General features: G+C 69.2%; 11 protein-coding genes. 5 read left to right on the forward strand and 6 right to left on the reverse strand.

Annotated features, from left to right (window positions below; genetic code table 11):
* Window positions 1-16 precede the first annotated feature (16 nt).
* Window positions 17-2,299, reverse strand: a complete 2,283-nt coding sequence (locus tag JNUCC0626_RS25875; protein ID WP_394613364.1) for a LuxR C-terminal-related transcriptional regulator — start codon at window positions 2,297-2,299, stop codon at window positions 17-19.
* Between the two features lie 247 nt (window positions 2,300-2,546).
* Here JNUCC0626_RS25875 and JNUCC0626_RS25880 point away from each other — a divergent pair, with 247 nt between their 5' ends.
* Window positions 2,547-3,599 carry a cytochrome P450 family protein gene (locus tag JNUCC0626_RS25880; RefSeq protein ID WP_394613365.1) on the forward strand — a complete coding sequence of 351 codons (1,053 nt, stop codon included), beginning with the start codon at window positions 2,547-2,549 and terminating at the stop codon, window positions 3,597-3,599.
* Here the strand turns inward: JNUCC0626_RS25880 and JNUCC0626_RS25885 are convergent.
* From JNUCC0626_RS25885 to folP, 3 genes are read right to left on the reverse strand one after another with little or no spacing between them, the layout of a single operon-like run.
* Entirely contained in the window at window positions 3,556-3,840 is a 285-nt protein-coding gene (locus JNUCC0626_RS25885; RefSeq protein ID WP_285638247.1) for a hypothetical protein, read from the reverse strand. The two genes, JNUCC0626_RS25880 and JNUCC0626_RS25885, sit on opposite strands and share 44 nt — an antisense overlap.
* A 48-nt stretch (window positions 3,841-3,888) precedes the next feature.
* Window positions 3,889-4,827 (reverse strand): hypothetical protein, encoded by a 939-nt coding sequence (locus tag JNUCC0626_RS25890; protein ID WP_394613366.1) that lies wholly within the window; start codon window positions 4,825-4,827, stop codon window positions 3,889-3,891.
* 14 nt (window positions 4,828-4,841) lie between these two features.
* Entirely contained in the window at window positions 4,842-5,666 is an 825-nt protein-coding gene (gene folP / locus JNUCC0626_RS25895; protein ID WP_394613367.1) for a dihydropteroate synthase, read from the reverse strand.
* A 62-nt stretch (window positions 5,667-5,728) separates the two neighbouring features.
* Here folP and JNUCC0626_RS25900 point away from each other — a divergent pair, with 62 nt between their 5' ends.
* The 4 genes from JNUCC0626_RS25900 (at window position 5,729) to JNUCC0626_RS25915 (ending at window position 10,630) form a co-directional block, all read left to right on the forward strand.
* Complete coding sequence (locus JNUCC0626_RS25900; RefSeq protein WP_394613368.1) at window positions 5,729-6,775, forward strand: DUF2786 domain-containing protein; 1,047 nt, start codon at window positions 5,729-5,731, stop codon at window positions 6,773-6,775.
* 95 nt (window positions 6,776-6,870) lie between these two features.
* Complete coding sequence (locus JNUCC0626_RS25905) at window positions 6,871-7,353, forward strand: hypothetical protein (RefSeq protein ID WP_394613369.1); 483 nt, start codon at window positions 6,871-6,873, stop codon at window positions 7,351-7,353.
* Window positions 7,354-7,417: 64 nt separating this feature from the next.
* Window positions 7,418-7,690, forward strand: a complete 273-nt coding sequence (locus JNUCC0626_RS25910; RefSeq protein WP_394613370.1) for a GlsB/YeaQ/YmgE family stress response membrane protein — start codon at window positions 7,418-7,420, stop codon at window positions 7,688-7,690.
* A gap of 756 nt (window positions 7,691-8,446) precedes the next feature.
* On the forward strand, window positions 8,447-10,630 hold the full coding sequence (locus JNUCC0626_RS25915) for an esterase-like activity of phytase family protein (RefSeq protein ID WP_394613371.1): 2,184 nt from the start codon (window positions 8,447-8,449) through the stop codon (window positions 10,628-10,630).
* Here JNUCC0626_RS25915 and JNUCC0626_RS25920 read toward each other — a convergent pair.
* Together JNUCC0626_RS25920 and JNUCC0626_RS25925 are read right to left on the reverse strand one after the other, a co-directional pair.
* Window positions 10,627-11,454 carry an SWIM zinc finger family protein gene (locus JNUCC0626_RS25920; RefSeq protein WP_394613372.1) on the reverse strand — a complete coding sequence of 276 codons (828 nt, stop codon included), beginning with the start codon at window positions 11,452-11,454 and terminating at the stop codon, window positions 10,627-10,629. The genes JNUCC0626_RS25915 and JNUCC0626_RS25920 overlap by 4 nt on opposite strands.
* A complete protein-coding gene (locus JNUCC0626_RS25925) occupies window positions 11,447-14,419 on the reverse strand; it encodes a DEAD/DEAH box helicase (protein WP_394613373.1) in 2,973 nt (990 codons plus the stop codon). Before JNUCC0626_RS25925 ends, JNUCC0626_RS25920 begins: the two co-directional genes overlap by 8 nt.
* Between the last annotated feature and the right edge of the window lie 29 nt (window positions 14,420-14,448).

A 14,448-nucleotide genomic window follows, 5' to 3' on the forward strand; every position in this document is an offset into this window, starting at 1 on the left:
GGACCCGTGCCGGACGTTATCCCTGACCGCCCGCGTCATCCGATAGGACCAACGCGAGCTCGCCGCGGGTCGTGATGCCGAGCTTCGAGTAGGCATTGGACAGATGGTTGTCCACGGTCCGAACGGAGATCACCAACGACGACGCGATCTCCTTGTTCGTGAGTCCCCTTGCAGCCAGCACGGCCACTTCGCGCTCACGGGGCGTGAGTGGCGTGAGCGTCAACGCGGCCAACGCCGGTGTGCGCGCACCTTCGCACAGGGCTGCCAACCGACCGGCCAGCGCTCGGTTGCCCGACTCTGCGGCCGCTTCGGCCGCGAGCAACATGAACCCGGCCTCCTCGAACCGCGCGGCCACCGCTTCCAGGCCCGCGGAGTCGTTGCGCACCAACGCCTCCGCGTGCGCGGCGAACACCGGCACCAGCAGACCCGTGAGGCTGGAAGCGAGTTCGCGCAACCGTTCGACCACGTCAGCAGCGCGTCCGAGGCGCACGGCCTCGTGCAGGAGCAGGGCCTCGGCGGCGAACTCGCCGTGCTCACGGGCCTCGGCCGCCCCGTCGAGCGGAGACGCGCCGCCGGCCCAGATCCGTGCCGCCCACAACCCGTGCCGGTAGATCCGCATCCCTTGCGGTGCATGCTTTTCCGCCTCGGCGAGCAACTCTCGCGCGTCGTTGCCCAACATCGCTTCGACCTGCGCGAGTTCGCAGAGCCTCGGGAACGGCTGGACGGGACGCGCCTCGTGCAGCCACCGGCGGGCTTCGAGCAGTCGTCCACCCGCCCTGGCGAGTCCGGCGCACGACACCGCCCAGCTGGCCCGCATGGAGTCCCATTCGGCTTTCGCCCGATGTGCCTGCACGGCAAGACGTTCCGCATGGCGCAGATCGCCGTGCATGGAGTGCACGAACACCTCCACGAACACGTTCATCGTGGCGCCCAGCCCGACCTCGGGCACGGCCGGCACGACCGGGAACGGCCCGACGTACCGCCCCTGCACCACGTCGATCATCGCGAGGATCGAGGCCTCGCTGGGGTCGGACGCCGTGAGCAGCTCACGGGACTCGTCGTACTTGCCCGCGAACAGCAGCAGCGCTGCCCGTGCCACCGGCATCACGTCCATCGCGGCTGCTTCGTCGCTGCGGCCGAGGCCCCAGCCGAGGTTCATGGCGCGCATGGTCCTGATCATGATCGGGTCGTCGTCGGTCGCGACCATCGCGAAGACCTCTTCGGCCTCCGCCGGACGGTCCGTGAACAGCAGCACGAGCGCCAACAGCCGTGCGGCCTCCACACCGCCGCCGATCAACCATGCGGCGCGTGCGAGTCGTTCTGCCAGAACAACACCACCCGCAGCGCTGGCGATGTTCCCGGCCTTGAGCAGCAGTGCCGGATCGTCTGCCGTACCGCTTTCCAGCCGCAGCACGGCTACGCGCAGCGGATCATCGAGCAACGAAGCCAGGTGCCGTTGATGGTTGCGCTTGCGCAGAGGAGGGCATTGCGCGCGCAACACCTCGCCGTACAACGGATGTGCGAGCCGCAGCCCTTCATCCGTCACGGTCACGAGGCCGTCCAACGCTTCCGAAGCGGCGAGGTCCAGTGGCTCACCGAACGCCAGCAACTCGAGCACGCGGCGTTCTTCGTCGGGCACGGCGGCGAGGTGTGCCTCGATCAGCTCGACCAGCCGTGGCGACAACGGCAGCGGACCGTCCAACGACCACACACCGCCGTGCGACACCCACTGCGCGGCGAAGTGCATCTCTCGCAGCAGCAACATGTTTCCGGCCGACGCAGTCCACAGCCGATCGGCCGTGGCGCTGTCCAGCACACCGCCGAGCACGGTCTCCAGCACCTCGACCACCGCCGCACGGCCGAGCGGGTCGAGTTCGATGCGCGGCAGCAGTTCGTCCTTCCAGAGCGCCACCACCGGGTCGGGTGCGCGTTCGCCCGACCGCAACGTCGCCACCACAACGGATTCGCGGTGTTGCACGAGTTGGTGCAGCAATCCGGCTGACGCGTCATCGAGCAGATGAACGTCGTCCACCACCACGACCCGCCCACGCAACGCTGCCCGTGCGCCGGTCAGCATCGCCAACGGCGAGGAGTCCGCTGACGGCAGGAAGGGCGCCATCACGCCGAGTGGAATCTCCGACATCGCCGCCGTGGCACGCAAACGGACGTCGCACGCCACCTCGTCCAACAGCCGTGTCTTGCCCACGCCCGCTGGGCCCGCCACGATCAGCCCCGCGCCCCGCACCGCACGCCGGACCGCGGTCAGTTCGGCGTCCCTCCCCACGAACGGCCACCCCATGCCCCCAGGCTAGGCCGTGTCCTGCAAGTTCATCGGGCGGCAGTAGCGGCCGAGGGCCCCGGAGACAGCACCGCCGCCACGCCCGAATACGCCCGGTATGAGGGCAGGGCGGCGGCACTGCCTCCGGGTCACTCGCCCGCGCCTGCCACCTGACGAACTTGCAGGACACGACCTAGGTGATGGGCGGCGGCAAGATGGGTGATCACCTACTCATGCCTCTGACCAGCGCGAACACCACGATGAGAGCATGAACTTCTTCACCGATCCGACCCCGTACTTCGACCGGTGGCGCGAGCAGGGACCCGCGGTGGTCGAGACCCCGGACGGCCAGCGGTCCTGGATGATCAGCCGCTACGAGGACGTCGTGCAGGCACTCGGCCACCCCGGTCTCAGCAGCGCGGTCATCCCCGGCGGCATGCTCAACCACACCGATCCGCCGGAGCACACGCGGCTGCGCAAGCCCATCGCGCGCGCGTTCACCACACGGCGCATGGAAGCCCTTCGGCCGCGTATCGAGGAGATCGCGAACGAACTCCTCGACGCGTGGCAGGGCGCGGAGGAGGTGGACGTCATCGAGACGTTCGCCCATCCCCTGCCCATCACCGTCATCTGTGAACTTCTAGGTGTGCCCGAAGAGGACAGAAATGAGGTCCGAACGCTCTCCGCGGAGCTGCTCGAGCCCGCGACGATGGCCGAGGCGTTCGGCAGGTTCGCCGCGTACGTCGAGCGGCTGCTCGCGATCAAGGAGCCCGGTGACGACGTCATCACCGAGCTCCGCGACGAACCGAACCTGGTGATGACGCTCGTGTTGCTCATCACAGCAGGGCACGAGACGACCGTGCAGCTCATCGGCAACGGTCTGTTCGCGCTGTTCCGCGATCCCGCGCTGAAGCGGGCGCTGATCGAGGACCCCGCCCTGGTTCCGGACGCCGTCGAGGAGTTCCTGCGCCTCGACGGACCGCTGTCGCTGGGCGTGGGTCGTGTCGCCACTGCCGACGTGGTGATCGGAGGGGTCACGATTCCGAGATCTTCGCAGGTCACCGTCTCACTAGGAGCGGCGAACCGGGATCCTTCCCGGTATTCCGATCCGGACGTGTTGCAGCTGGGTCGAGACCCACACGTCGCGTTCGGTCACGGCATCCACTACTGCGTGGGGGCGCGGCTTGCTCGTATCGAGGGTGAGATCGCCTTCGTAGCGCTCCTTCGGCGTTTCCCGGAACTCGTGCTCGCCGCTGAGCCCGAGTGGAGGGAGTCATTCATCCGAGGCTTGGGATCATTTCGCGTGCGACCGAAGCCTTGACGGCGGCACGGGCGGCCGACAGGTCGTCGACAGCGTAAATCTCCGGGCAGGACGCGATGACGAGGTCCTTGTCTGACGCAACAGTCAGCAAAGAAACTTTCTCGGTCAACGACTTGGCCTGCCGGACAACTCCCTTGGAGTCGACGCGGATCAGCGTGACCCACGTCTCTGACCAGGGAAAGTCGGCAACAGCGCTGGATTTGCGCAGGCCTTCCACATCGAACTCGGCAAATCTGGGCATGACACCAAGATAACGAGTCGAGGTAGCGGAAAGGCAAAGATCACCCCTTTACCGCAATGCCGCCAGCAGATGGGACAGGTTGACGCCTACGGCGTCGGCCAACCGGCGCACGACTTCCGGAGCGGGTGCCAACGGGTGTGTCTCGCGGGTGAACGGCAGGCCTTCACCGCCGGAAAACTTCGATTGCGGCGTAACGGGCGCGAGGATCGGGTAGATGCGCCAGCGCGGCACCTTCGAGTCCGCCATGGCGAGCGTGTTCTCGTGCCACAGCATCACGGTGGATTGCTTGATGTTGCGCGCGAGGACGCAGCCGTGGCCCGTGAGCGTGATCGCGCGCGCGGCGGCCCGTACCGCGTTGCGGAACTCGCCTTCCACGACCCACACGCCGTTCATGAACTCTGCCGTGAAGCCCTCGGTCTCCAGCGCGGCGATCGTCTCGGCGTGCTGGTCGTCCGCTGCGGCCGTGGCGAGTTCCACGACCTCCTGGACCTCCGAGGCCGTCACCACGCGCGCACCGGCCTCCGTGGAGTGGTGCAGGAGGCGTTCCACGTGCCGGTCCTCCGCGTAGGCCGCCCACTCCTGGGCCTTCTCCCACGCCGACCGTGCGATGACATCGGCCTCGGAACCGCCACGCAGCCGTGCGTCCTGAAGCAGCTGTGCGAGCACCACTGCGATGACAGAGCTCAACAGGGCGTCGTCACGCGTCTCGTCGTCCTCGGGCACGAGAGAGACGACCAGGTCGCGCAGTTCGGCACGCCAGCTCTCGTCGCCCGCCCACACGCCGATGGCGAGCAGGTTCAGGTAGTGGTCCGCAAGTGCCATCCGCACGAGCAACGGCTGGGCGGCCGCCTCGCGCGCGTCGCGGCGCGCGGTCACCTTCAGCTGCTGCCGTTCCGCGGGATCCACCACGCTCACGCGGATCTTGTCGAGTTCGTCGAGGAAGTCGTCCCACCGGTCATCCGAAAACCGGGCGAAGACGTCGTCCACCTGATACCTCCAGCTCACAGTCGAGCGACGGACTCGATTACTCGTCTGGTGCGCGCCACCTCGTGCGCGCGAAAGACCGCGGCGCCCGCCAACGCCGCGATCGCAGTCGCGACGAGGGTGCCCTCGACGCGCTCGTGCAGTTCCACGCCGAGGGTCTCCCCGACGAAGTCCTTGTTGGACAACGCCATCAGCACCGGCCACCCCGTCGCCACCAAGGCGTCCGTGTGGCGCACCAGCGCGAGGCTGTGCCATGTGTTCTTGCCGAAGTCGTGTGTGGGGTCGATCAGCACGCTCTTGCGAGGCACACCGAGTGCGACCACCCGTTCCGCGCGCGTCGTCGTCTCCGCCACGACGTCCGCCACGAGGTTCGGGTAGCTCACCCTATGCGGCCGGGTGCGGGGCCTCGCACCGCCCGTGTGCGAGCAGACATACCCGGCGCCGTACTCCGCGGCGACCACGGCGAGCTGCGGGTCCGCACCCGCCCACGTGTCGTTGAGGAGGTCGGCACCGGCCTCGCAGACGAGCCTGCCGACGTCCGCACGCCACGTGTCGCTGCTGATGATGAGATCCGGGTATGCGGCGCGCACGCGTGCGATGAACGGCACGACGCGACGCACTTCCTCGCTGGAGTCGACCAGATCTCCGGGACCGGCCTTCACGCCGCCGATGTCCACGATGTCCGCGCCCTCGTCCACGACGCGGTGCACGGCCTCCATGGCCACGTCCTCGGCGTAGGTGGCGCCCCTGTCGTAGAACGAGTCGGGGGTGCGGTTGATGATCGCCATCACCAGTGCGCGGTCGCGGACGACCGTCCGGCCGCGGAACTGGAGCTCGATCACATCCCGTGTCTACCAGGTGGTCCCCGACCTGTGCACATGGCGGACGTCTCATACTGCGTGGCGTGGAACTGGTGAAAGCGGTCGATGCGCTGTGGGAGCGCGGTTGGCTGCCGTACGACGTGCGCGAGATCGTGGCGCGTTCTCTCGATGAGTCCGCCGCCTCTCTCGTGGTGGACGTGATCGCTTTGTCCTGTTCGCCGCATGCGGCGACGACCGTGCACCCGCGGTGGCAACGTCAGCTGGACGAGATCGGCGCCTCCGTGTGGTGGGAGGGACCGCTGCTGGAGGCGTGGGCGTCGCGGCACATCGAGACTCGTTCGTACGCCGAACGCACTGCTGCTGAGCTGTTGAAGTTCATCGGTCGTTTGCCGTCGTTGCCGCTCATCCTGCCGTTGCCGGGTGACGCGCTGATGTCCGCCGTGCGCGCGGGGCTCGATCCCAAGGTGCTCAACCGCGTGCGTGGCCTGCTGGCGAAGGCCGAGTCCACGGCGTTCCCGGAGGAGGCCGAGGCGCTGTCGGCCAAGGCGCAGGAGCTGATGAACCGGCACGCGCTGGAGCGGGCGATGCTCGACGCGGACCTGCCGGCGCAGGCGACCTCGCGGCGGATGTGGCTCGACAAGAGCTACTTCAAGGAGAAGTCGCAGCTCGTGCACGTGGTGGCCGAGGCGTTCCGGTCGCGCGCGGTGGCTTACGACGGGTTCGGGTTCGTCGCTCTCGTGGGCGACGAGGTGGACTTGGAGAGCGTGGAGCTGTTGTCGACGTCTCTGCTCGTGCAAGCCACACGGGCGATGGTCGCCGTCGGTGGCAAGTCCGGAAAGGGCAGTGAGGCGCGTTCGCGGCCGTTCCGGAAGTCGTTCCTGGTGGCCTACGCGTCCCGGATCGGCGAACGGCTGACGGTGGTGGAGGAGACGCCCGTCGTCGAGGACGAGCGGTTGTTGCCGGTGCTGGCGGAGCGCAAGCAGGCCGTGGACACGTTGTTCGAGCAGATGTTCACGCGGACGCGCACCTCGCGCGTGACGGTCCGGTCGGCCGCCGGGTGGGGCGCGGGCCGTGCCGCCGCGGACGCCGCGGACATCGGCACCGGTCGCAGTGCGGTGACCTCAGGCTGACCGGCCACCCCTTCGAGTGAACTCCCGCCAGGAAAGGGCGGCCGAAGGGCTCCACCCCGGATTTCCCGTCAGACCCCCTCCCTAACGTCGACCCCATGACATCCACCTACCACAACGAAACCAAGCTCGGCGAAGTCAGCTACCGCCTGAGCGCCACCACCGACACGACCGACGCGATCGTCCTCGACCTGCTCGGCTCCCTCGACTCCGGCGAGGTCGTGGCCGACGGCCGCCTGCGCCTCCCGGTGGAGGGCGGCTCCACCGTCGGCAAACTGCTGGCGCGGGTCCTCACGGCCCACACCCGCCTGCGCACCCGCCCGTCCCGCCACGCCAACGCCAACCAGCCCTGGACCGACACGCTCGACTCCGAACTCCGCACCGAGTGGCTCACCGCGCCGGAACCCGACGCGGCCAAACTGATCAGGTCGATCGCCGACGACATGGCCCGCTCCGCCACCGCGATCCGGGCCCGTCTGGCCCGAGTCGGCTGCGACCCGGACGTGCCAGGCCGCGAACTCTCCCCCGCCGCGGCCACCCTGCTAGGGGCGACCTCAGGGCAAAGTCAGGGAAAGACCTGATCCGCCGTTCAGGCCCCCGGGCGGAGGCTGGAGTAGCAAGCACCAGAGCCTCAGGGGGTACACAGTGGAAATCGGCGGCCTGTTCACAGCCCTGCTCTTCGGAGCCATCATCGGCGGCCTCGGCCGCCTCGTGGTCCCGGGCAGGCAACACGTCTCGCTGCTGGCCACCATCCTGGTGGGCATCGTCGCCGCCCTGCTGGGCACGGCAGCCGCCACGGTCCTGGGCGTGTCCGACACCCCGGGAATCGACTGGATCGAACTGGCCCTCCAGGTGGGCCTCGCCGGCGCCGGCGTGACCCTCTGGGCCAACCGCTCCAGGCAAAAGCTCCCCCGCTGACCCGACCACCAGGGCAAGGGCGGCCCCGCCGCCCACCCACACCCGGCACCACCCCGCACCGCCGCCAGACCCGAGCCGCCAGGCCCGCCGAGCGCACCCAAGCCACAGCGCCCGGCCCGCCAGCCTCAGCCGGGTCAAGGCGGCTGGGCGAGTCGAGGCGGGACCGACGAGTCGAGGCAGCCATCTTCCACACCGCTCGCGCCGCATTCACGTGGCGGAAGCTCGCTGCCTTGGCACGGCTGAGCCGCGTCAGTTTCGCGTCCCACGTGCGCGGCTGAGTCGCGCTGCCTTCGCGTACCTCGACGAGCCGAAAGCTCGGGGGCACAACGGGTTCCGCAGCATCGGAGGCCAGCATCAACCGAACCCCTACAGGTCCGGCGATTCAGCTTTGACGAACACCCGCCCGGTCTTCGGACACTCGCCCTCGCGGTCCATCTGGGCTCCGTCGTCGAGATCCCGCGCGCCCAAGCCGTCGCCCCGCCGCCAGGCCGCCCTTCCGCTCCCTCAGACCCCTTCCGTTCCCTGCCTCGTGCCGTTCCCTCACACCCGAGCCGTTTCCGTCCCATGCCCGTTCCCACCCTTCGAGCCGTTCCCACGCCACCTTCACTCACGCGCGACGAGCCGCCAGCCGTTGCGCCCCAACCATCAGGAGGCCGCGCACACCCCAGCTCACCCCAGATGATCAGCAGACGTTCATCCACCAGACGACTCCGTCAGCCACAATGCGCGCCTCCGAGAGCGTGATGAGGAGGACCAGTGGTCCGGTTGTGCACAGGCCTGGTGGCCGTGGTGTTGCTCGCGTCCGCCGCGCCCGCCCAGGCGTCGGCGCCGTCGCGGTTCCAGCGGTTCGACACGATGTCGGTGTTCCGGAACACCTCTGCGGGTGGGCACACGGCGGCCGAGATCGCCGCCGCTACGGCGGACGGCAGGCTGGTGGTCTACACCGACTCGCCTGGTAGACGGATCGGGTTCGCGAAGACCGGGTCGAAGTTGACGCCCGACGGGGTGTTGGCGATGCCGGGTGAGCCCACGTCGGTGGACATCGTCGGCAACCTCGCGTTGGTGGCGGTGAACACGTCGGAGTCGTTCACGGCGCCGTCCGGTTCGCTGTTGGTGGTGGATCTGAAGAGCCGCAAGGTCGTGGCCAGTCACGAGTTGGGTGGGCAGCCTGACTCCATCGACATCTCGAAGGACGGCCGGTACGCGGCCATCGCCATCGAGAACGAGCGGGACGAGGACGTCAACGGCGGCGCGATTCCGCAGGCGCCCGGTGGGTTCCTCACCATCGTGGACATCAGGCAGGACCCGGCGAAGTGGCAGCTGCGCAAGGTCGAACTGACCGGCATCGCCGAGGTCGCGCCCGGTGACCCCGAGCCCGAGTACGTGAGCATCAACGGCCGCAACCAGGTGGCGGTCACGTTGCAGGAGAACAACCACATCGCGATCGTGGACCTCAAGTCGGGCCGGATCACCAAGCACTTCTCGGCGGGCTCGGCGACGGTCCGGAACGTCGACACCGAGGACGACGGCAAGTTCGACCCGAGTGAGACCGTCACGGCCGCGCGGGAGCCTGACGCCGTCGCGTGGCTCGACGACCACACGCTCGGCACCGCCGACGAAGGTGACTACCTGGGCGGGTCGCGCACGTGGACCGTGTTCGACGCCGACTCCGGCAAGGTCGTGTTCTCGTCGGGCAACGACCTGCAGCAGATCGCGGTGAGGCAGGGGCAGTACCCGGACGGGCGGTCGGACAACAAGGGCGTTGAGCCCGAAGGGCTGGCGGTCGCGACGTTCGGCAGGGACAAGTACGCGTTCGTCGGGTTGGAGCGGGCGAACCTCGTTGCCGTCTACGACGTGAACAACCCGCGCAAGCCGCGGTTCCTGCAGGCGCTGCCGACCGGGGTGGGGCCGGAGGGTCTGCTGCCGATTCCGGCCACCAACACGCTCGTCGTCGCGGCGGAGGAGGACTCGGCCGAAGACGGCATCCGGTCGTCGCTGAGCGGGTACGAGCTCACGCGCACGCCGCTCGCGGTGTCGTTGCAGCGCAACCAGGGGACGCCCTCGATCGTGTCGGACGGCATCAGTTTCGGTGCGCTGTCGGGGCTTTCGGGCATTCCCGGCAACTACCGCGACGTCGTTTCCGTCACGGACGCCGCCTACACGCCGACCCGCATCCTGACGATCGACACGGTGCAGGCGCCGGCGAAGGTGCGCAAGGCGTTGACGCTCACCAAGGACGGCAAGCCGGCCGGCTACGACGGTGAGGGCATCGCCGCGCGGCACAAGGGCGGGTACTGGATCGCGGTCGAGGGTGACGGCAAGCAGAAGCCGAACCTGTTGCTCGAGGTCGCCGCGAACGGCGCTGTCACCAAGGAGATCCCGCTGCCCGAGGCGGTCGCGAAGACGGCCACCAGCAACGGGTTCGAGGGCGTGACCACCACCGGCCACGGCAAGAACGAGCAGGTGTGGCTGGCCGTGCAGCGCGAGTGGAAGGCCGACAAGACCGGTCAGGCCACGCTGGCCCGGTACACGCCGGCGACCGGCGAGTGGGCGTTCGCCGCGTACCCGCTCGACGCGCCGCAGGCCGGTGCGTGGATCGGCCTGTCCGAGATCACGGCGTTGAACGACCGCACGCTGCTCGTCCTCGAACGCGACAACCAGCGCGGTGACGCGGCCAGGACCAAGAAGGTCTTCCGCGTCGACATCAGCACCCTGAAGCCGGTCACCGCGGGCGCTGAAAAGCCGGTGGTCACCAAGAAGCTCGCCGAGGACCTCGTCCCCGCGCTCAAGGCCGACGGTGCCGCCACGCACGACAAGCCGGAAGGCCTGGCCGTGATCGGCACCTGGCCGCTGCAACGCCTCGTCGGCGTCGTCGACAACGACGGCCTCGAGGACGCGCCGGGCGAGTCGGTCTTCCTGCGCCTCGGCTGGGTTCGCTAGTCGGCGGGCTTCAACGCGAGGTAGGCCGGGCGCACCAGCTCGGCCAGCGAGTCTCCACCCACGGTGATGGGCACGGAGTCGAGCTGGTCGAGCACCGCGTCCGGCCGCACCGCCGCGGTCGGGTCGCCGAGGTTCAGGCTCGTCGTGGTCTGCTTGTGCCAGAACGTGTCCAGGCACCTCGTCAACGGCGGTGCCTCCTCGCGCGCCGGTGCCGCCAGCGTGCTGCCGCGCAGCGTCCGCAGCCGTTCCAGCAGCTCCTCACGCCCGCGCCCGCGCCACGCGAGGATCTCGAACGGGTCGTTGTCGAACGACTCCGCCAGCAGGTAGCAGGTTGCGGCGAGGTGCTTGCACGGCACCTCCCAGTCCGGGCACGAGCAGTCCATCGTCAACTCGCGCTGAGTGGCGGGGAACAACCCCAGCCCGAGCGACGCGAACAACGACTCGATGTCCGTCGGCATCTCCCCCGCCAGCAACTTGGCCGCGTACAAGGCCTTCCCGGCCAGCGCGTGCTCGATGCGCTGCCACTCGGCACCGGTGAACGACTTGATCGCGATCCGCGCCTTGTACGGCGTCGGCCGCGACCCCTGCACCAACGCGACGACCATGCTCGTGGACAACGTCAAGGACAGGACCTGGCCCTGCCGCGCGTAGTTGCGGCCGCGGGTCAGCCGCCCGCCCATCCCGAACGACTCCAGCACCTCGACGAACCGCCGCGACCACCACGTCGCGCCGATGTCACCGCGCTGGCTGCGCGCCTTGATCCCGTTGTCCGCCTTGATGGTCCTGCCGTACCGGGGCCGCTCCCCGGACCAGTGCTCACTCACCGACGGCCTCCCCCGACAACGACAGCAGGTCGCGCAGCTGGGCCGTCGACAGCTCGGTCAGCCAGTTCTCACCGGCGCCGACGACCAACTGCGCCAACGCGCGCTTCTCCTCGATCATGGTGTCGATGCGCTCCTCCAGCGTGCCGATGCACACGAACTTGCGCACCTGCACGTTGCGTTGCTGCCCGATCCGGAACGCGCGGTCGGTCGCCTGGTCCTCGACGGCGGGGTTCCACCAGCGGTCCAGGTGAATCACGTGGTTCGCGGCGGTGAGGTTGAGCCCGGTGCCGCCTGCCTTGAGCGACAACAGGAACAGCGACGGCCCGCGCTTGTCCTGGAAGCGCTCGACCATCCGGTCACGCGAAGCCTTGGAAGTGCCGCCGTGCAGGAACAGCACCTCGGTGTCGAAGCGCGCGGCCAGGTACGGCACGAGCATGCTGCCGAACTCGGTGAACTGGGTGAAGCACAACGCCTTGTCGCCCTCGGCGAGCACTTCCTCCAGCACCTCCTCCAGCCGCGCGAGCTTGCCGGACCGGCCCGCGACGCGGGAGCCGTCGCCCAGGAAGTGGGCGGGGTGGTTGCAGACCTGCTTGAGCTTCGACATCGTCGCGAGCACGAGTCCGCGCCGCTCGATGCCCTCGTCCACTTCCTCGATCTTCTCCAGCATGTCGTTGACGACGGCCTGGTACAGCGACGCCTGCTCGGGGGTGAGGTTGCAGAGCTGGCGCATCTCGACCTTGTCCGGCAGGTCGCTGATGATGCGGGGATCGGTCTTCACCCGCCGCAGCACGAACGGGTTCGTGATCTTGCGCAGGCGAGCGGCGGCGTCCTGGTCGTTGTGGCGCTCCACGGGAACGGCGTAGCGGGCGCGGAACGTGTTGACCGTGCCGAGCACGCCGGGGTTCGCGAAGTCCATGATCGACCACAGCTCGGCCAGCCGGTTCTCGACGGGCGTGCCGGTGAGCGCGACGCGGTGCCGTGCCTTGAGCTGCCGCACGGCCTGCGACTGCCGAGTGGCGCTGTTCTTGATGTTCTGCGCCTCGTCCAGCACCACGCGGTCAAAGACCAAGTCCCCCAACGCATCCGCGTCGCGTGCGGCCAGCGAGTACGTGGTGAGGATCAGGTCGTTGCTCTCCACGGCCTCGCGCAGCGCGTCGCCGTCCAGCCGGTCCGCGCCGTGGTGCACGTGCACCTTGAGCTCCGGCGTGAACCGCGCCGCCTCGCGCTGCCAGTTGCCGACGACCGACATCGGGCAGATCAGCAACGTCGGCGGCCGCTTGCCCTGCGCGCGGTTCAGCGCCTCCAACGCCAGCAGCTGCACGGTCTTGCCGAGACCCATGTCGTCCGCCAGGCACGCGCCCAGGCCGATCTTGTCGAGGAACGCGAGCCACGCCAGGCCGCGTTGCTGGTACGGGCGCAGCCGCGCGCCGAAGTTCTCCGGCGGGTCAACGGGTTCCAGCTGCTCGTCGGCCCTGCCGGTGAGCAGGTCGCCGAGCCATCCGTCCGCTTCGACGTCCACCAGCGGCAACGGCAGACTTTCGTCCGCCTCCGTCAGTCCACTGTGGAGCATGACCTCGGCCGCCGTCATCTGCCCGCCGCCGCGCTTGAGGAACGCGAGCCCGGCCGCGAGCCGCTTCTGGTCGACCTGCACCCACTGGCCGCGCACCTTGACCAGCGGAACCTTCGCCCTGGCCAGCTCGGCGAGCTCGGCATCGGTCAGCGTGTCCTCGCCGAGAGCGAGCTCCCACTTGTAGTCCACAATAGACTTCAGGCCGATCTCGCTCTCCTTGGCGACGGTCCCGGCCGTGCCGCGGCTCTTCGTCGTGAGCTTCAGGCCGAGCTTCGTCGTCTGCTGCCACCACGACGGCAGCAGCACGCCGAACCCGGCCTGCGCCAGCGCGGGCGCCGCGGTCAGGAACCGGTACGCGCCCTCCGCGCCGACCTCCAACTCGGAGGGGTGCTGGCCGCGCAACGCCTCGTCCAGGTCGGGGTGCAGCTTGCTCGCGCGCCCCAGGTCGGCGAGCAGGTGCTCCTGCGGCGCGGGGATCCAGCGGCGCAGCACGCCGTCGTCCGCGAACCACACCTGCTGCGCGGGCACGAGCACGCTCGGTTCGTCGACGGCCTGGAGCAGGAACTCGACGGCCCACTCCTCCTCGTCGCGCTGCTCGGGCGAGCGCAGCCGGAAGCACGTGCGCACCGGACTCTCGTTGCCCGCGCTGGTCCGCCACCGGTCGAGCTGCTCGCGCAGTTCGTAGAGCTCGACGGGGTCCGCGTCGAACGTGGGTTCGCCGGTGAGCGCGGCGAGCCACGCCTCAGCGGTCGTCCTCTGTCGTTGCGGAGCAAGTGCCACGCCTTCGAGACGGTCGCGCACCTGTTCGTCCACCGCGGTCGTGAGTGCCGCACGGACCAACTCACCGGGGTCGCCGGCGATCTCCTCGCAACGGCATGCGGGCGGCATCGCTGCCTGCAACGCGGCGAACCGCGCCGAGTCCGTTCCCGACAGCACCGGAATCCACCGCGCGCGGGGCTGATCCGGCGCGACGGCGGGCAGCACGCGGCCGCGTTCGACCAGGTCAGCGGCGAATCCTGCCACGTCGAACACGAACCGCGCCGAGTCGCTCAGCCGCGTCTCGGCGGGACGTTCCGGGGTGCCGTGCAGCCGGACCGCGGGCACGCCCCACTGCCGCAGTTGCACCTTGCCGCGCGGGGCGCGCCCAGCGGTGAGCGGGTCGCGCACCAGCTCCGGCGACGCCATCGGACCGGACGAGAACGACGGCAGCAGCAACGCGCGGGTGGTCGCTTTGAGCGGCTCCAGGCCGAGCGCGGCGGTCAGCGTCTCGGCCGTCGCGGCGAACGGATGGGGCGCGTCCCGTCTCGTGCTGTCGCTGCGGGCAGGCAGCCCGGAGTCCTCGGCCCACAGCGCAAGGACGCCGTCGGTCGTGCAGAGGCCATGCAGTACGAGCACCTTTGAACCCTATGTGCTCACATTGGTGC

This window comes from Lentzea sp. JNUCC 0626, assembly GCF_043632865.1.
Classification (GTDB): Bacteria; Actinomycetota; Actinomycetes; order Mycobacteriales; family Pseudonocardiaceae; genus Lentzea.

Coding starts and splice junctions, on each gene's coding strand:
- JNUCC0626_RS25875 (WP_394613364.1), bottom strand. CDS start 2,299: ATGGGGTGGCCGTTCGTGGGGAGGGACGCCGAACTGACCGCGGTCCGG.
- JNUCC0626_RS25880 (WP_394613365.1), top strand. CDS start 2,547: ATGAACTTCTTCACCGATCCGACCCCGTACTTCGACCGGTGGCGCGAG.
- JNUCC0626_RS25885 (WP_285638247.1), bottom strand. CDS start 3,840: ATGCCCAGATTTGCCGAGTTCGATGTGGAAGGCCTGCGCAAATCCAGC.
- JNUCC0626_RS25905 (WP_394613369.1), top strand. CDS start 6,871: ATGACATCCACCTACCACAACGAAACCAAGCTCGGCGAAGTCAGCTAC.